The organism is Arthrobacter saudimassiliensis, assembly GCF_059090665.1.
Map to the genome: position 1 here is coordinate 553754 of NZ_JBNHFX010000002.1, position 24771 is coordinate 578524.

At 70.6% G+C, this 24771-nt stretch carries 23 protein-coding genes and 1 pseudogene; 1 reads left to right on the top strand and 23 read right to left on the bottom strand.

Annotated elements, in window-relative coordinates:
• Positions 1-21: 21 nt before the first annotated feature.
• The 10 genes from rpoZ to pyrR all read right to left on the bottom strand — a co-directional run bounded on the left by rpoZ (position 22) and on the right by pyrR (position 10246).
• On the bottom strand, positions 22-282 hold the full coding sequence (rpoZ, locus tag AC5RV6_RS09720; RefSeq protein ID WP_494007101.1) for a DNA-directed RNA polymerase subunit omega: 261 nt from the start codon (positions 280-282) through the stop codon (positions 22-24).
• A 37-nt stretch (positions 283-319) separates the two neighbouring features.
• Positions 320-889 carry a guanylate kinase gene (gene gmk, locus AC5RV6_RS09725; RefSeq protein WP_494007102.1) on the bottom strand — a complete coding sequence of 190 codons (570 nt, stop codon included), beginning with the start codon at positions 887-889 and terminating at the stop codon, positions 320-322.
• Between the two features lie 55 nt (positions 890-944).
• Positions 945-1262, bottom strand: a complete 318-nt coding sequence (mihF, locus tag AC5RV6_RS09730) for an integration host factor, actinobacterial type (RefSeq protein WP_494007394.1) — start codon at positions 1260-1262, stop codon at positions 945-947.
• A gap of 155 nt (positions 1263-1417) precedes the next feature.
• The gene (pyrF, locus tag AC5RV6_RS09735; RefSeq protein ID WP_494007103.1) at positions 1418-2335 is read right to left on the bottom strand and encodes an orotidine-5'-phosphate decarboxylase; all 918 of its coding nucleotides are present in this window, start codon (positions 2333-2335) and stop codon (positions 1418-1420) included.
• A complete protein-coding gene (gene carB / locus AC5RV6_RS09740; protein ID WP_494007104.1) occupies positions 2328-5618 on the bottom strand; it encodes a carbamoyl-phosphate synthase large subunit in 3291 nt (1096 codons plus the stop codon). Before carB ends, pyrF begins: the two co-directional genes overlap by 8 nt.
• Positions 5618-6847: a glutamine-hydrolyzing carbamoyl-phosphate synthase small subunit gene (gene carA, locus AC5RV6_RS09745; protein WP_494007105.1), complete on the bottom strand. Its 1230-nt coding sequence runs from the start codon at positions 6845-6847 to the stop codon at positions 5618-5620. The genes carB and carA overlap by 1 nt, the downstream gene beginning before the upstream one ends.
• Positions 6844-7362: a PH-like domain-containing protein gene (locus tag AC5RV6_RS09750; RefSeq protein WP_494007106.1), complete on the bottom strand. Its 519-nt coding sequence runs from the start codon at positions 7360-7362 to the stop codon at positions 6844-6846. Before AC5RV6_RS09750 ends, carA begins: the two co-directional genes overlap by 4 nt.
• The gene (locus tag AC5RV6_RS09755; protein WP_494007107.1) at positions 7350-8687 is read right to left on the bottom strand and encodes a dihydroorotase; all 1338 of its coding nucleotides are present in this window, start codon (positions 8685-8687) and stop codon (positions 7350-7352) included. The genes AC5RV6_RS09750 and AC5RV6_RS09755 overlap by 13 nt, the downstream gene beginning before the upstream one ends.
• Positions 8684-9676 carry an aspartate carbamoyltransferase catalytic subunit gene (locus tag AC5RV6_RS09760; protein ID WP_494007108.1) on the bottom strand — a complete coding sequence of 331 codons (993 nt, stop codon included), beginning with the start codon at positions 9674-9676 and terminating at the stop codon, positions 8684-8686. Before AC5RV6_RS09760 ends, AC5RV6_RS09755 begins: the two co-directional genes overlap by 4 nt.
• Positions 9677-10246, bottom strand: a complete 570-nt coding sequence (gene pyrR, locus AC5RV6_RS09765; protein ID WP_494007109.1) for a bifunctional pyr operon transcriptional regulator/uracil phosphoribosyltransferase PyrR — start codon at positions 10244-10246, stop codon at positions 9677-9679.
• 98 nt (positions 10247-10344) lie between these two features.
• On the opposite strand from pyrR, the gene AC5RV6_RS09770 reads away from it, so the two are divergent.
• Positions 10345-11550 (top strand): PrsW family intramembrane metalloprotease, encoded by a 1206-nt coding sequence (locus AC5RV6_RS09770; RefSeq protein WP_494007110.1) that lies wholly within the window; start codon positions 10345-10347, stop codon positions 11548-11550.
• 77 nt (positions 11551-11627) lie between these two features.
• Here AC5RV6_RS09770 and nusB read toward each other — a convergent pair whose 3' ends face one another.
• The 13 genes and pseudogenes from nusB to AC5RV6_RS09835 all read right to left on the bottom strand — a co-directional run.
• Positions 11628-12038 carry a transcription antitermination factor NusB gene (gene nusB, locus AC5RV6_RS09775; protein WP_494007111.1) on the bottom strand — a complete coding sequence of 137 codons (411 nt, stop codon included), beginning with the start codon at positions 12036-12038 and terminating at the stop codon, positions 11628-11630.
• On the bottom strand, positions 12035-12598 hold the full coding sequence (efp, locus tag AC5RV6_RS09780) for an elongation factor P (protein ID WP_494007112.1): 564 nt from the start codon (positions 12596-12598) through the stop codon (positions 12035-12037). The genes nusB and efp overlap by 4 nt, the downstream gene beginning before the upstream one ends.
• 80 nt (positions 12599-12678) lie before the next feature.
• Positions 12679-13800, bottom strand: a complete 1122-nt coding sequence (aroB, locus tag AC5RV6_RS09785) for a 3-dehydroquinate synthase (protein WP_494007113.1) — start codon at positions 13798-13800, stop codon at positions 12679-12681.
• The gene (locus tag AC5RV6_RS09790; RefSeq protein ID WP_494007114.1) at positions 13790-14329 is read right to left on the bottom strand and encodes a shikimate kinase; all 540 of its coding nucleotides are present in this window, start codon (positions 14327-14329) and stop codon (positions 13790-13792) included. Before AC5RV6_RS09790 ends, aroB begins: the two co-directional genes overlap by 11 nt.
• On the bottom strand, positions 14313-15527 hold the full coding sequence (aroC, locus tag AC5RV6_RS09795; RefSeq protein WP_494007115.1) for a chorismate synthase: 1215 nt from the start codon (positions 15525-15527) through the stop codon (positions 14313-14315). Before aroC ends, AC5RV6_RS09790 begins: the two co-directional genes overlap by 17 nt.
• A 32-nt stretch (positions 15528-15559) precedes the next feature.
• On the bottom strand, positions 15560-16441 hold the full coding sequence (locus tag AC5RV6_RS09800; protein ID WP_494007116.1) for a shikimate dehydrogenase: 882 nt from the start codon (positions 16439-16441) through the stop codon (positions 15560-15562).
• On the bottom strand, positions 16442-17773 hold the full coding sequence (mltG, locus tag AC5RV6_RS09805; protein ID WP_494007117.1) for an endolytic transglycosylase MltG: 1332 nt from the start codon (positions 17771-17773) through the stop codon (positions 16442-16444).
• Positions 17763-18356 carry a Holliday junction resolvase RuvX gene (ruvX, locus tag AC5RV6_RS09810; protein ID WP_494007118.1) on the bottom strand — a complete coding sequence of 198 codons (594 nt, stop codon included), beginning with the start codon at positions 18354-18356 and terminating at the stop codon, positions 17763-17765. Before ruvX ends, mltG begins: the two co-directional genes overlap by 11 nt.
• A gap of 2 nt (positions 18357-18358) precedes the next feature.
• Positions 18359-21052 carry an alanine--tRNA ligase gene (gene alaS, locus AC5RV6_RS09815; RefSeq protein WP_494007119.1) on the bottom strand — a complete coding sequence of 898 codons (2694 nt, stop codon included), beginning with the start codon at positions 21050-21052 and terminating at the stop codon, positions 18359-18361.
• A 76-nt stretch (positions 21053-21128) separates the two neighbouring features.
• The gene (locus AC5RV6_RS09820; RefSeq protein WP_494007120.1) at positions 21129-21383 is read right to left on the bottom strand and encodes a hypothetical protein; all 255 of its coding nucleotides are present in this window, start codon (positions 21381-21383) and stop codon (positions 21129-21131) included.
• Positions 21384-21463: 80 nt separating this feature from the next.
• Positions 21464-21841 (bottom strand): DUF948 domain-containing protein, encoded by a 378-nt coding sequence (locus AC5RV6_RS09825; RefSeq protein WP_494007121.1) that lies wholly within the window; start codon positions 21839-21841, stop codon positions 21464-21466.
• 183 nt (positions 21842-22024) lie between these two features.
• Positions 22025-22651, bottom strand: a complete 627-nt coding sequence (rpsD, locus tag AC5RV6_RS09830; protein ID WP_494007122.1) for a 30S ribosomal protein S4 — start codon at positions 22649-22651, stop codon at positions 22025-22027.
• 527 nt (positions 22652-23178) lie between these two features.
• Positions 23179-24570, bottom strand: a pseudogene (locus AC5RV6_RS09835) (replication-associated recombination protein A); the annotation flags it as partial.
• Between the last annotated feature and the right edge of the window lie 201 nt (positions 24571-24771).

The following is a 24771-nucleotide window of genomic DNA, read 5'->3' on the forward strand; positions in this document are numbered from 1 at the left end:
CGCGCCCGCCGAAACCGGCTGCTACTCGGCGGACTCGTTGGCGCGGACGACCAGCTGGCCCTCGTTGATCTCGCGCAGCGCGATCGACAGCGGCTTTTCGTTCAGCTTGGTCTCCACCAGCGGGCCGACGTACTCGAACAGGCCCTCGTGCAGCTGCGAGTAGTAGGCGTTGATCTGGCGGGCACGCTTGGCACCGTAGATGACCAGCGCGTACTTGGAATCGGCGGCCTGCAGCAGGTCGTCGATGGGCGGGTTGATGATGCCTTCGTTGGAAGTCGTCAAGGAATTCTCCAAAGCTCTTGGTACGGGATGCCGGGGCTCAGTGCTGGCGAGGACGGATCCCCATGAGTGAAACAAGCTCAGCCGCAGCCCGCTGCACGTCGTCGTTAATGACGGTGTGATCGAACTCGGGCTCGGCGGCAAGCTCCAGTTTAGCGGTTTCCAGCCTCCGCTGCTGCTCTTCGGGTGTTTCCGTGCCGCGGCCGACCAAGCGGCGGACCATTTCGTCCCAGCTGGGCGGGGCCAGGAACACGAAATTCGCCTCCGGCATGGACTTCTTCACCTGCCGTGCACCCTGCAGGTCGATTTCCAGCAGCACCGAGCGGCCTTCGGCCATGGCCTGCTCCACGGTGCGGCGCAGGGTGCCGTAGCGGTTATGCCCGTGGACCACGGCCCACTCCAGCATCTGTCCGCCGGCCACCAGCTCGTCGAACTCCTCGGGGCTGACGAAGAAATAGTGGACGCCGTCCTCCTCCCCCGGCCTCGGCGCGCGGGTGGTGGCGGAGACGGACAGCCACACATCGGGGTAGTTGTCACGGATAAAGGTGGAAACAGTGCCCTTGCCGACGGCTGTCGGACCTGCCAGTACTGTCAGCCGCGGTTGCGACACGTGGACCTCGCTTGCTCTCGTTGCGGAACCGGCTGCGGCGGTCCCGGCGGGAGCGCTAGCTCGATTCCAAAAGTTCTATCAGCGCCTTGCGCTGGTGCACGCCCAGCCCCCGCACGCGGCGGGTGGGGGCGATACCTACCGTAGCCATTATTCCAGCTGCCCGCCGCTCCCCCACTCCGGGCAGCGCCCGGAGCAGGTCGACGACCTTGAGCCGCCCGATCGCCTCGTCGGAGGCGTGGGTGACGATCACTTCCTCGACGGTCAGCTCGCCGGATTTGATCCTGGCCTTGATGTCGGCCCGGGCGCTCCGGGCCGCGGTGGCCTTCTCCCGCGCCCGGCTGCGTTCCTCTTCGGTCAGCGGCTTCAGTTTCAAGGCAACACTCCCGGCATCGACGACGAGCATCGGGCCGCCGTGAAAGGCGCCCCCGTATGCGGCTGCTTGGCTTAGGTCTTGAACCTAACCGCACCTGCTGCGCAATGCAATGCACGCCGTTACCCGACCGGGCACCCCGGCCCGGTTGCCGCCGGTCAGGCCGTCAGCTCCGCAGCAAGTTCGGCTCCGGTGCGCTCCGCCGCGTCCCGCAGCGCCGACGGCGACGGGCCGGCCCGCAGGATGTCACGGCTGGAGGTGGCCAGCACGTTGGCTGCTGCCGGGCCGAAGGTGACCCGCAGGTCCGCCGCGGTGGCGCCCTGGGCGCCGAGCCCCGGAGCCAGCAGCGGAGCGGCCGCCCCGGCCAGCTCCAGGCCGAGGTCCTCGATGGCGGTGCCCACCGTCGCGCCGACGACCAGCCCGGTGGAGCCCAGGAACGCCCCGGCGGCCTCCCCCGGATGCCTGCCGCGTTCGCGGGCGTTCTCGACGGCTGCGGCGGCTGCGATCCGCTGCGCCACCGAGCCGCCGGAGCCCCGGGATCCGGCGCCGACGTGCTGCACGGCTGCCCCCTCGGGGTTCGACGTCAGGGCCAGCACGAAGGTGCCGCGCCCCGTGGCCGCCGCCAGGTCCAGTGCCGGCCGCAGCGATTCGAAGCCCAGGTAGGGGCTCAGCGTGACCGCGTCGGCGGCCAGCGGCGAGCCGTCCCGCAGCCAGGCGTCGGCGTAGGCGGCCATGGTGGAGCCGATGTCCCCGCGCTTGGCGTCGGCGATGCTCAGCACGCCGGCGTCGCGGCAGTCGGCGAGCAGCCGCTCCAGCACCGCCATGCCGGCGGAGCCGTGGCGTTCGAACAGGGCCACCTGCGGTTTGACCGCGGCGGCCGTGCCGGCGACCGCTTCGAGCGCCGTGCGGCTGAACCGCTCCAGCCCGGCGGCGTCGTCGTCCAGTCCCCAGTCCGCCAGCAGCCCGGGATGCGGATCGATGCCCACGCAGAGCGGGCCCCGGGCGTCCATGGCGGCGCGCAGCCGGGCTCCGAACGGAGCCCGGTGCGCGCCGGAAGCGGAAACCTGCTCAGGCACCGGCGGCCTTGAGCCGGGCGGCGTGCTCCTGCAGCGAGTTGACGTCCCACTGGTAGGAGCGCATCGCCTCGATGGCCTGGACGGCGGCGGTGAACTCGGACACGGTGGTGACGATCGGGCAGCCGACCGAGGTGGCCGCGGCGCGGATCTCGTAGCCGTCGCCGCGGGCCTGTCCGCCGGAGGGCGTGTTGATGATCAGGTCCACGGTGCCGTCGGTGACCAGGTCCACGATGGTGCCCTCGCCGTCGGGGCCAGCGCCCTCGGCGACCTTGCGGACGACGGTGGCGGCGATGCCGTTGCGGCGCAGCACCTCGGCGGTGCCGCCGGTGGAGAGGATCTCGAAGCCGAGGTCGCTCATCAGCTTCACGGGCATGATGATCGCGCGCTTGTCCCGGTTGGCGACCGAGACGAAGACCTTGCCCGAGGTGGGCAGGGCGCTGTTCGCGGCGGCCTGCGACTTGGCGAACGCGGTGTCGAAGTACTTGTCGATGCCCATGACCTCGCCGGTGGAGCGCATCTCCGGGCCGAGCAGGGAGTCGACGACGGTGCCTTCGGGGGTGCGGAACCGGCTGAAGGGCAGCACGGCCTCCTTCACCGCGACCGGGGCGTCCAGCGGCAGCGCCGAACCGTCGCCGTCGGCCGCGAGCTTTCCGGCGGCGCGCAGTTCGGCGATGGTGACGCCGGTGCCGATCAGCGCCGCGGCCTTGGCCAGCTGCACGCCGGTGGCCTTGGAGACGAACGGCACGGTGCGCGAGGCGCGCGGGTTGGCTTCGATCACGTAGAGGATGTCGCTGGCCAGCGCGAACTGGATGTTGATCAGGCCGCGCACGCCCACGCCGGCGGCGATCGCGCGGGTGGCCTCGCGGACCCGCTCGATGACGTCGGCGCCGAGGGTGATCGGCGGAAGCACGCAGGCCGAGTCGCCGGAGTGGATGCCGGCCTCCTCGATGTGCTCCATGATGCCGCCCACGTAGAGGTCGGTGCCGTCGAACAGGGCGTCGACGTCGATCTCGATCGCGTCCTCGAGGAACCGGTCGACCAGGACCGGGTGGTCCGGGGTGATCTCGGTGGCGTTGGCGATGTAGCGGGAGAGGTTCGCCTCGTCGTAGACGATCTCCATGCCGCGGCCGCCGAGCACGTAGGACGGGCGCACCAGGACCGGGTAGCCGATTTCGTCGGCGACCCGCTTGGCGTCCTCGAAGGACACGGCGGTGCCGTTCTTCGGGGCCACCAGCCCGGCGCCGTCGAGCACCCGCTGGAAGGCGCCGCGGTGCTCGGCGAGGTCGATGGCCTCCGGGGAGGTGCCCAGGATGGGCACCCCGGCGTCGGCCAGCGCCTGCGCCAGCTTCAGCGGGGTCTGCCCGCCGAGCTGGACGAAGACGCCCAGGACGCCGCCGGTGCGCTGCTCGGCGTGGATGACCTCCAGCACATCCTCGAGGGTCAGCGGCTCGAAGTACAGGCGGTCGGAGATGTCGTAGTCGGTGGAGACCGTCTCCGGGTTGCAGTTGATCATCACGGTCTCGTGTCCGGCCTCGCGCAGCGCCATGGTGGCGTGGACGCAGGAGTAGTCGAACTCGATGCCCTGGCCGATGCGGTTCGGGCCGGAGCCGAGGATGATCACCGAGGGCTTGGCGTGCTGCCCGACCTCGTCCTCCTCGTCGTAGGACGAGTAGTGGTACGGGGTGTACGCGGCGAACTCCGCGGCGCAGGTGTCCACCGTCTTGTAGACCGGGCGGATGCCCAGGGCGTGGCGGATGCCGCGCACCACCGCCTCGGGGGTGTTGGTGAGCCGGCCGATCTGCTCGTCGGAGAAGCCGTGCCGCTTGGCCAGGCGCAGCAGCTCCGGGGTGGGCTGGGCGCCGCGCAGCTGCTCCGCGGTCTCGTTGATCAGCACCAGCTGGTCCAGGTACCAGGGGTCGATGCCGGTGGCCTCGTACAGCTCCTCGATGGAGGCGCCGCCGAGCAGGGCCTGCTGGACCTGCTTCAGCCGGGCGGTGGTGGGCCGCTTCGCCGCCTCCACGAGGGCCGGCACGTCGGCCGGATCCACCGGGTCGAAGGAGAACCAGGCGTCCTTCTGTTCCAGGGAGCGCAGGGCCTTCTGCAGCGCCTCGGTGAAGGAACGGCCGATCGCCATCGCCTCGCCCACCGACTTCATGGTGGTCGTCAGGGTCGGGTCGGCGGCCGGGAACTTCTCGAACGCGAACCGGGGCACCTTGACGACCACGTAGTCCAGGGTCGGCTCGAAGGAGGCCGGGGTCTTCTGCGTGATGTCGTTGGGAATCTCGTCCAGCGTGTAGCCCAGTGACAGCTTGGTGGCGATCTTGGCGATCGCGAAGCCGGTCGCCTTGGAGGCCAGCGCCGAGGAGCGGGAGACGCGCGGGTTCATTTCGATGACGACGACGCGGCCGGTGTCCGGCTCGATGGCGAACTGGATGTTGCAGCCGCCGGTGTCGACGCCGACCTCGCGGATGACCGCGATCGCGATGTTGCGCAGCTTCTGGTACTCGCGGTCGGTCAGCGTCATGGCCGGAGCGACGGTGATCGAGTCGCCGGTGTGCACGCCCACCGGGTCGAAGTTCTCGATGGAGCAGACCACCACGACGTTGTCGTTGCGGTCCCGCATCATCTCCAGCTCGTATTCCTTCCACCCGAGGATGGACTCCTCGAGCAGGACCTCGCTGGTGGGGCTGTACTGGATGCCGGCGCCGGCGATGCGCCGCAGGTCCTCGGCGTTGTAGGCCAGGCCGGAGCCGAGTCCACCCATGGTGAAGGACGGCCGGACGACCATCGGGTAGCCGAGCTCCTCGGCGGCGGCGAAGGCCTCGTCCATGCTGTGCACGATGATCGACTTCGCGGACTCGGCACCGCAGCGCTCGACGACGCCCTTGAACTTCTCGCGGTCCTCGCCGAGCTCGATGGCGGCGATGTTCGCGCCGATCAGTTCGACGTTGTACTTCTCCAGGACGCCGTTCTTGTCCAGGGCGATCGCGGTGTTCAGCGCCGTCTGCCCGCCCAGGGTCGGCAGGATCGCGTCGGGACGCTCCTTGGCGATGATCTTCTCCACCACCTCGGGGGTGATGGGCTCGACGTAGGTGGCGTCGGCGAACTCGGGGTCGGTCATGATGGTGGCCGGGTTGGAGTTCACGAGGATGACCCGCAGGCCCTCCTCCTTCAGCACCCGCAGCGCCTGCGTGCCGGAGTAGTCGAACTCTGCGGCCTGGCCGATGACGATCGGCCCGGAGCCGATCACCAGGACGGAGTTAAGGTCGGTTCTGCGGGGCATTAGATTTCTTCCTGGACTGCGGGAGCGGATGCGGGAGCCTTGGAGACGTCGGCGGCGTCGACCGGGCGGCCGGCCCTGGCGTCTTCCATGAGGCCGACGAAGCGGTCAAAGAGGTACGCGGAGTCGTGCGGACCCGCGGCCGCTTCGGGGTGGTACTGGACCGAGAAGGCGGGGATGTCGAGGCAGGCGAGGCCCTCCACGACGTCGTCGTTGAGGCACACGTGGCTGACCTCGACCCGCCCGTAGCGTTCCACCGGCGCGGTGGTGGGGCCTTCGAGCGGGGCGTCGACGGCGAACCCGTGGTTCTGGCTGGTGATCTCCACCTTGCCGGTGCGCCGGTCCAGGACCGGCACGTTGATTCCGCGGTGGCCGTAGCCCAGCTTGTAGGTGCCGAAGCCCAGGGCGCGGCCCAGGATCTGGTTGCCGAAGCAGATGCCGAAGAACGGGATGCCGGCGTCCAGGACCCCGCGCAGCAGTTCGACCTGCGCGTCGGCGGTGGCGGGGTCGCCGGGGCCGTTGGACATGAACACGCCGTCGGGGTTCACGGCGAGGACGTCCCCGAGGGTCGCCGACGCCGGCAGCACGAAGGTGCGCACCCCGCGCTCCGCAAACCGGACCGGGGTCATCGACTTGATGCCCAGGTCCAGCGCGGCGACCGTGGCGACCGGCTCGCCGGTCCAGCCGTGGTCGGCCGGCTCGATGACGTAGCGCTCCGCGATGCTGACCTCTTCGGCCAGCCGGGCGCCGGCCATGGACTCCTGGGCCTGAACCTCGGCGAGCAGCTCCGCCTCGGGACGCTGCGCGGCGTCGCCGGAGAAGATGCCGGCCTTCATGGCGCCGCGTTCGCGCAGGTGGCGGGTGACGGCGCGGGTGTCGACGCCGCTGATGCCGACCACGCCCTGCGCGGTCAGTTCATCGTCGAGGCTGCGCTCGGAGCGCCAGTTGGAGGCGCGTCGGGCCGGGTCGCGGACGATGTACCCGGCAACCCAGATGCGGCGCGACTCGGGATCCTCGTCGTTGACGCCCGTATTGCCGATGTGCGGCGCGGTCTGGACGACGAGCTGGCGGGCGTAGGAGGGATCGGTGATCGTCTCCTGGTAACCGGTCATTCCGGTGGTGAACACGGCCTCGCCCAGTGCCGTGCCCTGGGCGCCGTAGCTGCGGCCGCGGAAAGTTCGACCGTCCTCCAGCACCAGGACGGCGGGGGTGGTCTTCTCGTGCACTGTCACTGTTGTTCCTCGCTTGGCGCTGCCTGGTCAGCAGGCAGCAGTTGGGTAATGGCGTCGACCAGCATGGTCTTTTCGTTGGCTGCGCGGTTGCGGAATCCGGTGTCGACGTCGGCGGCTCCGAGCCGCCATGTCACCGTGACCAGCCCGTCCTTCTCGACGAACTTGCCGGCCATGCCGCGTTCAAGCCGGACCGCCCGCAGCCGGGACCGGGGAATCCACAGGTCGGGGGCGCCCCGCCGGGCGAAGAGCAGGCCTTCGTCGAACACCGCGGCCGTCGCCTCGGACTTGAACCCGAGTCCGTGGCGGGCGATCCGGTCCAGCCAGTCCCCGGCAACGGTGGTGACCACGTACTGTCCGGTGGACTCGAACAGCGGTTCCGCCAGCTCCCCGGGCAGCTCGGGGGGCGCGGGTATCTCCTGCTGTCGTCGTCGTCGTCCCCGCCATCCGATCGCGAACACCGCCAGGAAGACGGCGGCGGCCGCGATGAAGGCCAGGACAAAGATCACGACGTCCATGCGGACCGGGGCTCCTCTGCTGCACTCGGATGGGGTGAGTTCAGGGCGCCGCCCAGGACCGTGGGGTGCCCGGCGTAAAACACTGCCTCGACCGCACCGGGCAGCTCGAGCCCGGCGTAGGGGCTGTTGCGTCCCTTCGTAGCCATCTTATGGGGGTCCACGATGCGCCGCGCAGACGGGTCGATCAATGTGACATGCGCGGGCTCGCCTGCCATCAGGGGACGGCCCTGATCCGGCGTGCGGCCGATGGCGGCGGGCGTGGCCGACATCACCCGGGCAACCTGCGTCCAGTCCATCAGTCCGGTCTCCACCATGGTGTGCTGGATCACCGGAAGGGCGGTTTCCAGGCCGGTCATGCCCATGGCCGCCTGCGCCCATTCACATTCCTTGTCCTGGCTGGGGTGCGGGGCGTGGTCGGTGCCGACGATGTCGATGGTGCCGTCCGCCAGCGCCGCGCGCAGGGCGTGCACGTCGTCGGCGGTGCGCAGCGGCGGGTTGACCTTGTAGACCGGGTTCCAGGTGGTGACCTTGTCCTCGGTCAGCAGCAGGTGGTGCGGGGTCACCTCGGCGGTGACGCGGATGCCGGCCGCCTTGGCCCAGCGGATGATTTCGACGCTGCCGGCGGTGGAGACGTGGCAGACGTGCAGCCGCGATCCGGTGTGCCGGGCAAGCAGCACGTCGCGGGCGATGATCGCCTCTTCGGCGACGGCAGGCCAGCCGGGCAGCCCGAGCACCGCGGAGACCTCGCCCTCGTTCATCTGGGCTCCGGCGGTCAGGCGCGGCTCCTGCGCGTGCTGGGCGACGACGCCGTCGAACGCCTTCACGTATTCCAAGGCGCGGCGCATCAGCACCGGATCGTGGACGCACATGCCGTCGTCGGAGAACACGCGGACCTGCGCCCGGGAATCGGCCATCGCACCGAGTTCGGCCAGCCGCTCCCCCGCCAGGCCGACGGTAACCGCCCCCACCGGGCGGACGTCCACCCAGCCGGCGCGGCGGCCCAGGCTCCAGACCTGTTCGACGACGCCGGCGGAGTCCGCCACCGGGTTGGAGTTGGCCATGGCGTGCACGGCGGTGAAACCGCCGAGGGCTGCCGCCCGGGTGCCGGTTTCGACGGTTTCGGCGTCTTCGCGGCCGGGTTCGCGCAGGTGGGTGTGCAGGTCCACGAGCCCGGGCAGCGCGACCAGGCCGTCGGCGTCGATCACTTCGGTGCCTGCCGGGACGTCGAGGCGCGCGCCGACGGCGTCGATGCGGCCGTTGCGGATCAGCAGGTCCGCGCGTTCGTCGCCGAGCAGGCTGGCGGAGCGGATGAGGTAGGCGGTCATGAGGCGGTCTCCTGGGCGGTGCGGGCGGTGCTCTCGCCGGAGAGCAGCAGGTAGAGGCTGGCCATGCGGACGGCGACGCCGTTGCTGACCTGCTCGAGGACGGTGGAGCGCGGCGAGTCCGCGGCGGCCGAACTGATCTCCAGGCCGCGGTTCATCGGGCCCGGGTGCATCAGGATGGTGTGCGGCAGGCCGAGGGCGTCCAGCCTGGCCAGCCGTTCGTCGCCGAAGCCCCAGCGGCGGGAGTACTCCTGCACGGAGGGGAAGAACGCCGAGTGCATGCGTTCGGCCTGGATGCGCAGCATCATCACGACGTCGGGGCCGGCGGCCAGCGCCTCGTCCAGGTCGTAGCTGATGGTGCACGGCCAGGCGTCGGCGCCGAACGGCAGCAGCGTGGGCGGGGCGACCAGCGTCACCTCGGCGCCGAGGGTCTTCAGCAGCCACAGGTTCGAGCGGGCCACGCGGGAGTGCAGGATGTCCCCCACGATCGCGACCTTGAGTCCGGCCAGGTCGGTGCCGGTGGAGGGCACGCCGGCCAGGGCGGCCCGGTGCCGGCGCATCGTGAACGCGTCCAGCAGGGCCTGGGTGGGATGTTCGTGCGTGCCGTCGCCGGCGTTGACCACCGCGGCGTCGATCCAGCCGGAGCCGGCGAGCCGCGCGGGCGCACCGGAGGCGCCGTGCCGGATGACCACGGCGTCGGCTCCCATGGCGGCCAGGGTCTGCGCCGTGTCCTTGAGGGATTCGCCCTTGGACACTGAGGAGCCCTTGGCCGAGAAGTTGATGACGTCAGCGGAGAGCCGCTTCGCGGCGGCCTCGAAGGAGGTGCGGGTGCGGGTGGAATCCTCGAAGAAGAGGTTCACCACGGTGCGTCCGCGCAGGGCGGGCAGCTTCTTGACTTCGCGCTGCCCGACGGCGGCCATCTGCTCGGCGGTGTCGAGGATGGCCAGTGCGTCGGATCGGGACAGGTCCAGGGTCGAGAGCAGGTGCTTCACTTAGGCGGCCTCGATGACCACGCCGTCGGCGCCGTCGACTTCCATGACCTGGACCCGGACCTTTTCCGCGGCGGCGGTGGGCAGGTTCTTGCCCACGTGGTCCGCGCGGATCGGCAGTTCCCGGTGCCCGCGGTCGACCAGGACGGCGAGGCGGACAACCCGGGGCCGGCCGAGGTCGACCAGCGCGTCGAGCGCGGAGCGGATGGTGCGCCCGGAGTAGAGGACGTCGTCCACCAGGACCACCACCTTGCCGTCGATGCCGGCGGCCGGCAGTTCGGTGGCGTGCGGCGGCCGGGTGGGCTGGTGCGCGAGGTCGTCACGGAACATGGTGACGTCGAGCTGGCCGACGTTGGCGGTGTCAAAGGACGGGTCCGCGGCGGCGATCCGGTCGCCGAGCCGTCGCGCGAGGGGATATCCGCGGCGGGGGATGCCGAGCAGGACGAGGTCCTGCGCTCCCTTGTTCGCCTCGAGGATCTCGTGGGCAATGCGCGTCAGGGCGCGGTCAATGTCAGCTGAAGCCAGAACGGTGCGGGCGGGCACGGCGGTGCCGTGCGGGCCTGGAGAGACCATGTGTCTGCCTTCCTCCTTCCCCGCCTCACAGGACGGACTTAAAGGTTGAATGCAGTGTCAAAACTATCACAGCGCGGCTGTCTCCTATTGTTGGGGCTATGACTGGACCAGCGCCCGGCCGTTACGCCGGCCAAGCCCCGCCCGGAACCGCGCCGCACCCGGCGCAGCCGATGTGGCACCACCCCTTTCCGCCGCGGCCGGTCCGGCGCGGGTGGACGACGGCGGGCAACATCGTGCTCATCGTCGCCGCCGCCCTCGCGCTGGTCCTGGTGGGCCTGTTCCTCCTCGTCTCGCTGGGCGCCTCCGCGTTTATCGTGTGCGGCGTGCTGGCGCTGGTGCCGTTGGGCATCTGCCTGCTGGGCCTGCACTGGGTGGACCGGTGGGAGCCGGAGCCGAGGGGTGCGCTGCTCTTTGCCTTCCTCTGGGGAGCCGGCGCGTCCGTGGCGATCACCCTGCTGCTCGGCACCGCGGTCTCCGACATGCTGGCCGCCGCCCTGCCGATGGCCTCCGCGGATGTGCTGGGCACGGTGGTCCAGGCGCCGCTGGTAGAGGAGTTCGCCAAGGGCCTGGGCGTGCTGATCCTGGTGTTCACCGGGCGCAGCCACTATGACGGCCCGGTGGACGGCATCGTGTACGCCGGAACGGTGGCGGCCGGCTTCGCGTTCACCGAGAACATCCTCTATTTCGGGTCCGCGTTCATCGAGGCCGGCGGCGTCGGGCTGCAGCTGGGCATGGTCTTTGTGCTGCGCGGACTGTTCTCCCCGTTCGCGCATGTCATGTTCACCATCTGCATCGGCGTCGGGGTGGGGCTGGGTGCCCGCGCCGGCGGGGCGGGCCGGATCCTGCTCGGCTTCGCCGCCGGGCTGGTTCCGGCCATCGCGGGGCACATGTTCTGGAACGGCGGCATGGCGCTGGTCTACAACGACTTCTTCACGTTCTACTTCCTGCTGCAGGTGCCGCTGTTCGCCGCCGTCGTCGTCACCGTGTGGCTGCTGCGCCGTGCGGAGGGCCGGCAGATCGCCCTGCGCCTGGGCGAATATGCCCGGGCCGGCTGGTTCACCGGCGAGGAGGTGTACATGCTCAGCACCCATCCGGGGCGGCGGCGCGCCCTGGCCTGGGCCTCCCGTGTGGGCGCCCGCGCCCCGATGAAGCGCTTCATCCGCGATTCCACCCGGCTGGCGATGGTGCGCCAGCGGATCTGTGCCGGGCAGGACCTGCAGCGCAGCGCACAGACCGAGCAGGCACTGCTGGCCGACCTGGTCCGGACCCGCGGCTACATGCTGTCGGCGGCAGCGCCGCGCTGACCTACGCCCGCACGGCAGAGGGGCCCGGCGCGCCGTCCGTGGACGGCGCACCGGGCCCCTTTGGCCTGCGGAGGGCGCTAGGCCAGGAGCGTGGGCTTCAGCTCCTGGAGGCGGTTGAGCAGGCCGCCGACGAAGCCCGGGGACTCGTCGGTGGAGTGCGTGCGCGCCAGTTCGATGGCCTCGCTGACCGCAACGCGGTCGGGAATCTCATCGTTGTACAGCAGCTCCCAGGTGCCCAGGCGCAGGATCATGCGGTCCACGGAGGGCATGCGCTCCAGCGGCCAGCCCTGCGAATAGGTGCTGAGGAATTCGTCGATCTGATCCTGCTTGGCCAGGACCCCCTCCACCAGGTCGAGCGTGTAGGGATTGATGGTCTGGTCCGTCTGCTCGCGTCGGGCGCGGATGACGTCGTGCGCCGGGACCGAGCGCTGCTCGGCCTCGAAGAGCACTTCCATCGCCCGGGTGCGGGCCTTGGTGCGGGCACTCACTCGTTGACGCGTCCCAGGTAGTCGCCGTTGCGGGTGTCGACCTTGACCTTGGTGCCGGCTTCCAGGAACAGCGGAACCTGGATTTCGTAGCCGGTCTCCACGGTGGCCGGCTTGGTGCCGCCGGTGGAGCGGTCGCCCTGCAGGCCGGGCTCGGTGTAGGTGATCTCCAGGACCACGGATGCCGGCATTTCCATGTACAGCGGGGAGCCCTCGTGCATGGCGATGGTGACCATCTGGCCCTCGAGCATGAAGTTCGCGGCGTTGCCGACGACGGCGGCCGATACGGTCAGCTGGTCGTAGTCGGAGGTGTCCATGAAGACGTAGTCGTCGCCGTCCTGGTACAGGTACTGGTAGTCGCGGCGGTCCACCGTGGCGGTCTCGATCTTGAGGCCGGCGTTGAAGGTCTTGTCCACGACCTTGCCGGAGGTCACGTTGCGCATCTTCGTGCGGACAAACGCGCCACCCTTGCCCGGCTTCACGTGCTGGAACTCGATGATGCTCCAGAGGTTGCCTTCAAGCTTCAGCACAGTGCCGTTCTTGATGTCGTTGGTCGTCGCCACAGTTCTTCTTTCGTCGGTTAGCGTCGTTCGTCGTCAAATCCGTCGATTATTCTACCCCGCCGCCGGCGGCACGGCTTCGCCTAGAGGCTGAGCTTCATCCCGCCCTGCGGTTCCGAGGCGATTTCCTGATAGGTGGCGAAGAGCAGCGAGGTGTCCGGGACCTCCAGCATGGTGGGCCGGCCGGGGCCCTCCAGGACCACGAAGCGCAGCAGGTCGCCGCGGGACTTCTTGTCCCGGCGCATGCCGTCCAGCAGCGCGGACCAGCGGTCGTGGCGGTAGGTCACGGGCAGCCCCAGCATTTCCAGGATCCGCTTGTGCCGGTCCGCGGTCGCGTCGTCCAGGCGGCCGACCATGCGGCCGAGTTCGGCAGCGAAGACCAGGCCCACCGAAACCGCGGCGCCGTGCCGCCACTGGTAACGCTCTGCCAGCTCGATGGCGTGACCCAGGGTGTGTCCGTAGTTGAGGAACTCCCGCCTGCCCGCTTCGCGCAGGTCGCCGGAGACGATCTCGGCCTTCACCCGGATGGCCCGCTCCACCAGTTCACGCACGACGTCGGAGCCGCCGTCGGCCACGGCCTCCGGGTTCGCTTCGATCAGGTCCAGGATGGCCGGGTCGGCGATGAAGCCGCACTTGACCACTTCGGCCATGCCGCTGATCAGCTCGTTGCGCGGCAGGGTGCCCAGGGCGTCGAGGTCCACCAGCACCCCGGCCGGCGGATGGAAGGCGCCCACCAGGTTCTTGCCCTCGGCGGTGTTGATGCCGGTTTTGCCGCCGACCGCGGCGTCGACCATGCCCAGCAGGCTGGTGGGCAGGTGCACGACCTTGACGCCGCGCAGCCAGGTGGCGGCCACGAAGCCGGCCACGTCGGTCACCGCTCCCCCGCCGACGGAGACGACGGCGTCGGAGCGGGTGAAGTCATTCTGGCCCAGCACCTGCCAGCAGAACGCGGCGACCTGGATGTGCTTGCCTTCCTCGGCGTCCGGGATCTCCGCCGTGAGGGCGGTGAAGCCGTTGGCCTCCAGGTCTTCGCGCACCGCGTCGCCGGTGGCCCGCAGGGCCCGCGGGTGGATCACGAGCACGCGGCGCACCCGCTCCCCCAGCATGGCGGGCAGGCGGGGCAGCAGCCCGTTGCCGACCACCACGTCGTAGTTCTCTTCGGGGGCTGCGCCGGTCACCTTGATGACGGTGGGTTCAGCGGGCATCGGGGGCTTCTCCTTCAGTGAGCGTGCGCGTGATGCGGTCGGCGATCTCGGGCACGGAGGATCCCCTGGCGTCGATGGTGATCTCGGCCAGGGCTTCGTAGATGGGGCGGCGGGCGTCGGCCAGGGCCTGCCAGCGGCCGGCCGGGTCCTCGGCCAGCAGCGGCCGGTGCCCGGCTCGGGTGATGCGGGGCAGGACGGTGGCCAGGTCGGTGTCCAGGAACACGACGCGCGGGCCGCGGGCCAGCAGCTGCCGGGTGCCGGGGTCCAGGATGGCGCCGCCGCCGAGGGAGACGATGCTGCCGCCCGGGGCGGCCAGCGCCTCGGCGACGGCCCGCGCCTCGACCTCACGGAAGAACCGCTCGCCGCGGGAGACGAACAGCTCGGCGATCGGCCCGTAACGGTCCACGACCAGCTGGTCGGTGTCCACGAACGGACGGCCGTGGCGGGCGGCCAGCTCACGGCCGACGGCGGATTTGCCGGCGGCCATGAGTCCGATCAGGACAACCGGCTGCTCAGCGGGAAGCGGCATCGCCGGAGGCGGTGGTGAGCGCGGCCGGGATGTTCTCCAGGTACGCGGCGAGGTTGCGCCGGGTTTCGGCGACCGAGTCGCCGCCGAACTTCTCGGTGACCGCTTCGGCCAGGACCAGGGCGACCATGGCCTCGGCGACGACGCCGGCGGCCGGTACGGCGCAGACGTCGGAACGCTGGTGGTGGGCTCGGGCCGGCTCGCCGGTGGCCACGTCCACGGTCTGCAGGGCGCGCGGCACGGTGGCGATCGGCTTCATCGCGGCGCGGACGCGCAGCACCTCACCGATGCTCATGCCGCCCTCAATGCCGCCGGCGCGGTTGCCGGAGCGGATCATGGCGCCGTCGGCGTCGCGCACGATCTCGTCGTGGGCCAGGGAGCCGCGGCGGGCCGCGGTGAGGAAACCGTCGCCGACCTCGACACCCTTGATCGCCTGGATGCCCATCAGGGCGGCGGCCAGGCGGGCATCGAGGCGGCGGTCCCAGTGCACGTAGCTGCCCAGTCCCGGCGGCAGCCCGTAGGCGAGGACCTCGACCACTCCGCCGAGGGTCTCGCCGTCCTTGTGGGCAGCGTCCACCTCTTCGACCATGGCCACGGAGGTGGCCGGATCGAAGCAGCGCAGCGGATCGGCGTCGAGGGCCGCGACGTCCGCCGGCAGCGGCAGCGCGGCGGCCTCGGGGACGCTGACGGAGGCGATGGAGACGGTGTGGGAGACCAGTTCGATGCCCAGGGACTTCAGGAAGCTCGCCGCAACCGTTCCCAGCGCGACCCGGGCGGCCGTCTCGCGGGCGCTGGCGCGTTCCAGCACCGGGCGGGCCTCGTCAAAGCCGTACTTCTGCATCCCGGTCAGGTCGGCGTGGCCGGGCCGCGGGCGGGTCAGGGGCGCGTTGCGGGCCGAGCCGGCCAGCGCGTCGGCGGGCACGGGATCAGCGGACATGACCTGCTCCCACTTGGGCCATTCGGTGTTGCCGACCTCGATGGCGACGGGGCTGCCCAGGGTGCGGCCGTGGCGGACGCCGCCGATGATCCGCACCTGGTCCTGCTCGAACTTCATCCGGGCGCCGCGGCCGTAGCCGAGCCGGCGCCGGGCCAGGGCTTCCTGGATCATGCCGGTCGCGACTTCGACACCGGCGGGGACACCCTCAACAATTCCAACCAGCGCAGGTCCGTGGGACTCGCCGGCGGTCAACCAACGCAACATGGTTTCCATACTGCCATGCCCGCCCGGGGCCCTCAGCGCCGCGGGAGTCCGACTGCGTCACACATCACGTTTATGACGGATGCTTCGTCCGCAGGTGCCCCTCCGGTGAAGAGCCGCACCTGCTCCACGGCCTGGTAGAGCAGCATCTCCAGTCCGGGCACAATTCTCCCGCCGGCATCCTGCCAGGCCGCGGCGATGGCCGAGGGCCAGGGGTCGTAGGCGGCGTCCAGCAGCACGGCACCGGTCCGGTCCGCGCCGGCGGCGGCGAACTCGCCGGCGAGGGCGTCGGCGCCGCGCGGAGGCAGGGTGCAGATCACGATGTCGGCGGCGGCGCACGCGGCGGCGGCGGATTCCCAGGGCTGCAGATTGACGGTGATTCCGGCCCGGTCGGCGGTGGCGGCCACCCCGACGGCGCCGCCGGCGTCAGCCCGGAAGCTGCGGGCGTGTACGTCCACGCGGGCGGCCTCAAGCCGGGCCAGGGCGGCGACGGCCGCCTGCGCCGTGCCGCCTGCGCCCAGCACGACGGCATGCGCGCCGGGAGCCGCTCCGGCGTGCCGGAGCGCGCCCACCAGCCCGGCGACGTCGGTGTTGTGGCCGGTGAGCCGCGGGCCGCCGTCGCCGCCCGGGGTGACGACGACAGTGTTCAGCACACCGACGGACTGCACGCCGGCGGTCACCTCATCCATGTACGGCACCATGGCGGCCTTCAGCGGCATGGTGACCGAGACGCCGGCCCAGCCGGGCTCGGTGCGCAGCCGGCGGATAAACGCCCCGGCCTCCGCCTCGGGCACGTCGATCCGCTCATAGGAGCAGTCGAAGCCGATCAGCTCATAGGCGGCACGGTGCAGCTGGGGCGAGCGGGAATGGGCCACGGGATGGCCCAGCACCGCCGCCCGCAGGGGCGCGGCGGACACCTAGTCGCACCTGCCCGGTTCCTGCCCGGAGCACCATTCCTGGTACTCGGCCACGTAGCGGGCGTGCTCGGCCAGCGTGGAGGAGAACTTCGTCTCGCCGCTGTCCAGGTTGACGGTGACCCAGTAGTAGTAGGGCACGTCGGCCGGGTTGGCGGCGGCGTCGATCGCCTCGCGGCTCGGGGAGCCGATGGGTCCCACCGGCAGGCCGGGGTTGGCGTAGGTGTTGTACGGGTTGGACTTGTCGGCCTTTTCCTCGGGGGTGAGGTTGTAGCTCTTGCGGTCCAGGCCGTAGGTGACGGTCGCGTCGGACTGGATCAGCCCGTTCGTCTCCGTGTTGTCCGGCTTCAGCCGGTTCTCGATGGAGCCCGCCACGGTGGCGTAGTCCGCCTCGCCTGCCTCGGCCTGGATGATGCTGGCCTTGGTCAGGATCCGGTACTGCTCCGACGGATCGGTGATGCCGTCCTCCTCCAGCACCGCGAAGGTCTGGGCCACCATTTCCGACACGATGTCGGAGGCGGTGAGGTTGACGTCGAACCGGTACTCCCCCGGGTGCAGGTAGCCTTCCAGGCTTCGTGCCTGCTCAGGCAGCCCGAACTGCTGCGGCGACGCGGCAAGGGCCTCGAACTCGGAGACGGCGATGCCCGTGGAGGTGGAGAGGATCTCGAACACCTCGCCCTGGCGCAGGTCGCGGGCGACGGCGGCGTAATGCACCAGTCCGCCCTGCTCGCCGATCAGGGCGTCGAAGGCGGCGGAGGCGGACATCTGGTAGCGCATTTCGTATTCGCCGGGCTGGATTTCCCGCCCGTCGGCTTCGGCTGCGACCACTTCCATGAACCGGTCGCTGTTGGCGATGATGTCCTGGTTCACCAGGTTCCCGCCGATGACCATGGGCCCGTCTCCGGGGTTCACGGTGAACACGACGCTGCCGGTGCCGGCGCCCTCGTAGTCCTTGGGCTCGTTCATGCCCAGCAGGTCACGCAGGAACAGGATGAGGCCGATCAGCACCACGACGAAGAAGAGCAGGACGCCGCCCACCACGATCGTGCGCCGGCGCCGGCGCAGCATCTTCTCGCGGGAGGGCCGCCGGCTGCGGCGGGAGGGCAGCTGCTGCTCCTCGAACAGTGCCGCCACCGGCTCATCTTCGGCATGTCCCCGGGCATAGCCGCGGTCGGTGTATCCGTCGTCCGCCTCATACCCGCCGGCGTCGTACCCGTACCGGTCGTACGCGGGCTCCTCATGGCCCTGCGGGTCCTCGTCGTACGGACGCCGGCGGTAACCGGTGCCGTCGTAGTCGGCTTCGGCGGGGCGGTGGTCCGGATACCTATGACTCACGGCCGGACCCGCCTTCGGTGTCGGTCTGCTGGGAAATAGCTGGCTCCTGGTTCGGGGCCGGAGCCGCGCCTTCCGGGCGCGGCAGCCGACGAAGTTGTACCGGTTCCCCCACTTCGCGTCCAAGCGAACGCTGCATTTCAAGGGCATGCTGCAGGATTCCCACTGCGGCAGCCTGATCTACCACTCTACGGTGGTCACGGGTGTCCATTCCAGCTTGGCGCAGGGCCTGGTGGGCGCTGACGGTGCTCAGGCGCTCATCGACCAGCCGTACCGGAACGTCCATTCCGGCATCCGCAAGGGCGCCTGCCAGCCGGTCCGCGTAGTCCCGGGCCATCTGCGTGGACGCCGTTTCGTTGCCGCTGAGGCTGCGGGGCAGGCCCACGAAGACCTGCACCGCATCACGCTCCGCGGCCTCCCGGACCACGAGGGCAATGTCACGGTCCTTCTTGGCGTCCCGGCGCAGGGTCCGGACCGGGACGGCCAGCAGGCCCTCGGGGTCCGACGCGGCCAGGCCCACCCGGACCTGGCCGACGTCCAGACCGAGCCGAACGCCGCGGGGAATGTCCGCCGCCGGGGACCCCAAGGTCAGCTCCCGGCCGCCACGGCGGAGCGCACCGCGGTGAGCGCCTCATCGATCCGGGCCGCATCGGCGCCGCCGCCCTGGGCGACGTCGTCCTTGCCGCCGCCGCCGCCGCCGAGGATCCCGGCGGCCAGGCGGACCAGCGCGCCGGCCTTCACGCCGGCGGCCCGGGCGGCCTCGTTCGTGGCGGCGATGATCACCGGTCGGTTGTTGGCCACACCGGCCACGGCGGTGACGGCCGCGCCGCTGCTGAGCCGCTGGCGCAGGTCCAGGGCGAGGGTGCGCAGGTCATCGGCACCGCCGACCTCGCCGGCGTTGTGTGCCAGCACGCGGACGCCGTTGACGTCCACGGCGCTGGAGACCAGGGCAGCGGCCGAGGCGGCGAGCTGCTCGCGGCGCAGCCGCTCGAGCTCCTTTTCGGCGGCCTTCAGCTTGGCCAGGGTCGCGGCGACGCGCTCCGGCACCTGGGCCGAGGGCACCTTGAGCATTTCGGACAGCTCGGTGACCAGTGCACGTTCCGCGGCGAGGTGGCGGAACGCGTCCATACCCACGAACGCCTCAACCCGGCGGTTGCCGGACCCCACGGACTGTTCCCCGAGCAGGGTCAGGGAGCCGATGCGGGAGGTGGCGTCGACGTGGGTGCCGCCGCAGAGCTCGCGGGACCAGTCGCCGTTCATCTCCACCACGCGGACGGTGTCGCCGTAGGCCTCGCCGAAGAGGGCGGTGGCGCCGAGCGCCTTGGCCTGCTCGAGCGGCATGACCCGGGTGACCACGTCGTAGTTGGACCGGATGGCCAGGTTGGAGACTTCCTCGATTTCGGACTTGGCCGTGTCGGAGAGGCCCTCGCCCCAGGCGAAGTCGAAGCGGAGGTAGCCGGCCTTGTTGAAGGAGCCGCGCTGCAGGGCCTCGGGGCCGAGGATCTGGTGCAGGGCCGCGTGCACGATGTGCGTGCCGGTGTGGGCCTGCTCCGCGGCGTGGCGGCGCTGGGCGTCGACGGCGGCCTGCACCAGGGCGCCGGTGGAGATTTCACCCTCGCGCACGATCGCCTTGTGCACGCTCAGGCCCTTGACCGGGCGCTGCACGTCGGCAACCTCGACCACAAAGCCGTCGCCGGTGATCAGGCCGGTGTCGGCGGCCTGGCCGCCGGCCTCGGCGTAGAACGGGGTCTCGTCGAGGACCAGGGAGATCTCGGTGCCCGGGCCGGCATGCGTGACGGCGGCGCCGCCCTGCACGATGCCGCGGACCTTGGATTCGCTGGTCAGCTCGGTGTAGCCGGTGAAGACGGTCTCGCCGGCCTTGAGCAGTTCGTTGAACACGGACACGTCCGCGTGGCCCTGCTTCTTGCCGCGGGCGTCGGCCTGGGCGCGGCGGCGCTGCTCGGACATGAGCGAGCGGAACCCGGCTTCGTCGACCTTCAGCCCGGCCTCTTCGGCCATTTCCAGGGTCAGGTCGATCGGGAAGCCGTAGGTGTCGTGCAGGGTGAAGGCGTCCTCGCCGGACAGCGGGCGCCCGGCGGCCTTGGAGACCTTCACGGCTTCCTCGAGCCGCTCGGTGCCGGAGGCGATGGTGCGCAGGAACGCCTTCTCCTCGGCGTAGGCGATCCGGGCGATGCGCTCGAAGTCGGCCTCCACCTCGGGGTAGGTGCCCTTCATCGCGTCGCGGGAGACGGGCAGCAGCTCGGGCAGCACGGCGGTTTCGACGCCGAGCAGGCGCATGGCGCGCACGGCCCGGCGGATCAGGCGGCGCAGCACGTAGCCGCGGCCTTCGTTGGAGGGGGTCACGCCGTCGCTGATCAGCATCAGGGCGGAGCGGATGTGGTCGGCGACCACGCGCATCCGCACGTCGTCGGCGTGGTGCGGGTCCTTCGGATCCTCGGCGGAGGTGTACTCCTTGCCGGACAGCTCCGCGGCCTTGTCGAGGACGGGGCGGACCTGGTCGGTCTCGTACATGTTCTCGACGCCCTGGAGGATCATCGCCAGGCGCTCCAGGCCGAGGCCGGTGTCGATGTTCTTCTGCGGCAGTTCCCCGGCGACGTCGAAGTCGGTCTTCGAGCGGACCGCGGAGAGCTGGTACTGCATGAAGACCAGGTTCCAGATCTCGATGTAGCGGGTCTCGTCGACGGCGGGGCCGCCTTCGAGGCCGTAGGCCGGTCCACGGTCGTAGTAGATCTCCGAGCAGGGCCCGCCGGGGCCGGCCTGGCCGGTGTTCCAGTAGTTGTCGGCCTTGCCGGTGCCGATGATGCGCTCGTTCGGCACGCCGACCTTGTCCCGCCAGATGGCGCGGGCCTCGTCGTCGCGCTCGTCGCCGTCCTCATAGACGGTGACCCAGAGCCGTTCGGGATCCAGGCCGTAGCCGCCCTTCTCCACCGGGGAGGTCAGCAGCTCCCAGGCGAAGGTGATCGCATCTTCCTTGAAGTAGTCGCCGAAGGAGAAGTTGCCGGCCATCTGGAAGAACGTTCCGTGCCGTGCGGTCTTGCCGACCTCTTCGATGTCCGCGGTGCGGATGCACTTCTGCACGCTGGTGGCGCGGCTGTAGGGCGGGGTCTCGCGGGCGGTGAGGTACGGGATGAAGGGCACCATGCCGGCAACGGTGAACAGCAGGGAGGGATCCCCCGTGACCAGGGAGGCGGACGGGACCACGGTGTGTCCCTTCGCGCTGAAGAATTCCAGCCAGCGGCGGGCGATCTCGTGGGACTTCATGGTGCTCTTTCTTACCCTTCGTATGGTGTGCGCGGCGCCCGGCGTGTGGGCGGCGCGCGGAAGATGGTGGGGCGGCTCAGCGCCGGGCGGCGGTCATGGACCGGGTGACGGACTCGCCGTCGTCCATGCCCAGGGCGGCGCGCAGGTCGGTTTCGCGCTGGTCCATCGCCTCGCGCATGGCTTCGGTGAAGTTCTGCACCGCGTCGGCGGCGCTGCCGATGGCGCGGTTCAGGCCGGCGGGGCCGACGGCCGCGCGTGCGTCGGAAAGGCGCCGGACGGCGATGACGCCGATCGTGACGCCGACTGACATCCAGAAAACCCGCTTGATCATTGCTGCTCCTGTGCTCGCGGTTGGGGGTGCGTGGCTGGTGTGCTGCCGGCGGGCAGCCGCACCTGGGTGGCCGGCCTGGGTCAGCGGCTCCGCCTGCGGCGGCCCGAGCCCTTGCCGGACGCGGCCAGGGCCGAACGCACGCCGTAGGTGAACGCCGAGACCTTGATCAGCGGCTGCCCGACGGTGGCTGCCACCAGCGAGCTGAGCGCCGAAATGTTGGCCGAGGCGTCGGAGACGTTCGAGGAGATGCCGTCCACCTTCTGCAGCTGCGCGTTGGTGGTCGAGACCGTGGTGGTGACTTCGTCGATCAGCGGGGTGGTGCCGTCGCTGAGCGTGCGGATCGCACCGCGCAGTTCGTCGAAGACCTTGCCCAGCTTCCAGACCGGTACGGCCAGCAGGGCGACCAGAACGGCGAAGACGCCGGCGGCGATCAGTCCGGCGATATCTCCACCTGACATGGCTCTCCTTTGGAGTTGAAGATTGTTGGCTTTCCGCTATGTACCTTACCTACTGCGGGCCGCCGGCACTTACTTTTGGCCGGGCGGGCCTGCTGCGGCAGGGCCCGGGGCCGGGTTAACCACACAGCCCGCGGCCCACAGAGGGCCGCGGGCTGTGCCGGGTTATGAAACCAGGATCCGCGATTAGCGCGCGTAGTATTCCACGACGAGCTGCTCTTCGCAGGTCACGGGGATCTCGGAGCGCTTCGGGCGGCGGACCAGGCGGGCCTGCAGCTTCTCCAGCTGCACGTCCAGGTAGCCCGGAACCTGCGGCAGGACATCGCGGTGCGCGCCGGCTGCGGCGACCTGGAACGGAGCCATGGTCTCGCTGCGCTGGTGCACGTGGATGAGCTGGCCTTCGGAGACGCGGAACGACGGGCGGTCCACGCGCTGGCCGTCAACCATGATGTGGCGGTGCACAACCAGCTGGCGGGCCTGGGCGATGGTGCGGGCGAAGCCGGCACGCAGGACCAGGGCGTCGAGGCGCATTTCCAGCAGCTCGACCAGGTTCTCACCGGTCAGGCCGGCGGTGCGGCGGGCTTCCTCGAAGAGGCGTCCCATCTGGGCCTCGCGGATGCCGTACTGGGCGCGCAGGCGCTGCTTCTCGCGCAGGCGGACGGCGTAGTCGCTGTCCTGCTTGCGGCGTGCACGGCCGTGCTCACCCGGGGGGTACGGGCGACGCTCGAAGTACTTGGCTGCCTTGGGAGTCAGGGCAATGCCGAGGGCACGCGAAGCGCGGGCCTGACGGCGGGCACGTGTGTTGTTAGCCACGTTAACCTTTCACTGTTTCGGCGGTTTGGCCGCAGGACGGGACCAGGTCCCGAAATCTGCGACTGCTGAGTGCATGCTGGCCTCCATTAGGGAGAGCTCCGGTCAACCGCTGCCGTCTGCTACAGTCCTGAGCCGAGGCGCACGAAGGCGTCCGGCACGGGCTTGCCAGTCAACCGTCAATGTTAGCACGGCCTGCACCGCCGGAAATCCGGCCCGACGGCGGCCTCGCCTGCGGGAACAGAGGCAGCCTAGGGCTTGGGCTGAGCCTTGGACTTTGCCTGAGCCCTGGGCTTGGGCGCGGCCTTGGTCTTCGACTCGGGCTGGGTCCTGGTCTTGGACCGGGGCTTCTCTGCCTCAGGTGCGGGTGCGGCGGGCGCCGGCTCGGCCGCCGTGTCCGCTGCCGGACCCTCGTCTCCGGCAGCAGCCGGCGCGGCCGCCGTCGGAGCAACCGCCTCCGGAGCAACCGCCTCCGGAGCAGCCGCTCCCGGTGCCGGGGCCGCAGCCGCCGGCCGCGGGGGCATCGGGGTGCCGCGGATGATGCCGCGCAGCCGCTCCAGACGCGGTCCGATCTCCCGCTCCACGCCGTTGCCGGTGGGCTCGTAGTAGTTCCGCCCCACGAGGTCGTCCGGCGGATACTGCTGCCGCGCCACCGAGTGCGGGGCGTCATGCGAATAGACGTACCCGCGGCCGTGGCCGAGCTGTTTGGCTCCGGGGTAGTGCGCGTCGCGCAGATGCGCGGGGATCCCCTGGCCCCGGCCGGCGCGGACATCGGCGATCGCGGCGTTGATTCCCGCGTAGGCGGCGTTGGACTTAGGTGCCGTCGCCAGGTGCACCACGGCCTCGGCCAGGATGATCCGGGCCTCCGGCATGCCGACCAGCTGCACGGCCTGCGCCGCGGCGACGGCGGTCTGCAGGGCGGTGGGGTCAGCCATGCCGATGTCTTCGGCGGCGGAGATCATGATCCGCCGGGAGACGAAGCGCGGGTCCTCCCCCGCTTCCAGCATTCGTGCAAGATAGTGCAGCGAGGCGTCGACGTCGGAGCCGCGGACGGATTTGATGAAGGCGCTGGCGACGTCGTAATGCTGGTCTCCCGCCCGGTCGTAGCGCAGCGCCGCCACGTCGAGAGCTTTCTCGGCGTGCGGCAGCAGGATCACCGGCACCCCGCCGTCGTCGGATCCGCGTTCCGAGAACGCGACGCCGGCGGCCGCCTCCAGGGCGGTGAGGCCCCGCCGGGCGTCGCCGGCGGCAAGCCGGACCAGGTGTTCGAGGGCCTCGTCGCTCAACGTGACCCGGCCGGCGAGTCCGCGTTCGTCCGCCACCGCCCGGTTGAGCAGTCCGGCGATGTCCTGTTCCGTCAGCGGCCGGAGCGTCAGCAGCAGGGACCGGGACAGCAGCGGGGAGACCACGGAGAACGACGGATTCTCCGTGGTGGCAGCGATCAGGACCACCCAGCGGTTTTCCACGCCGGGCAGCAGGGCGTCCTGCTGGGCCTTGTTGAAGCGGTGGATCTCGTCGAGGAACAGCACGGTGGTGATGCCGTGCAGGTCCCGGTTGGTGAGGGCTTCCTCCATGACCCGGCGGACGTCCTTCACGCCGGCGGTAATGGCGGACAGCTCCACGAACTTGCGCCCGGCGCCGCGCGCCACGACATGGGCAAGGGTGGTTTTGCCGGTGCCCGGCGGGCCCCAGAGCATGACCGAGGTGGGGCCTGCGGGGTTCCGGTCATCGGCGGACTCAGCCAGGGTCCGCAGCGGCGAGCCGGGTCCGAGCAGATGCTGCTGCCCGACCACCTCGTCCAGGCTGCGGGGCCGCATCCGGACCGCCAGCGGACTGCGCGGGCGCCGCGCCGCACTTCCCGCAGGTGCCTCGTCGGCGTCGTCCCGGTCCTCATCGAAGGCGCTGCTGAACAAATCGCTCACCGTTCCAGCCTACTGGTGCCCGCGGACAGTCCGCGGCGCCGGCCGCGCGGCACCCCCGGAAGTGCCGAGGCCGGGTCCGGCCGGCGGGGTCTGGCAGACTCGACAGAGCATCCGCACCGCCAGCGATCCACCCCGTACCGCCACCGATCCACCCAGCACCGGCCCCGACCCTCCCAGCACCGGCCCCGACCCTCCCAGCAC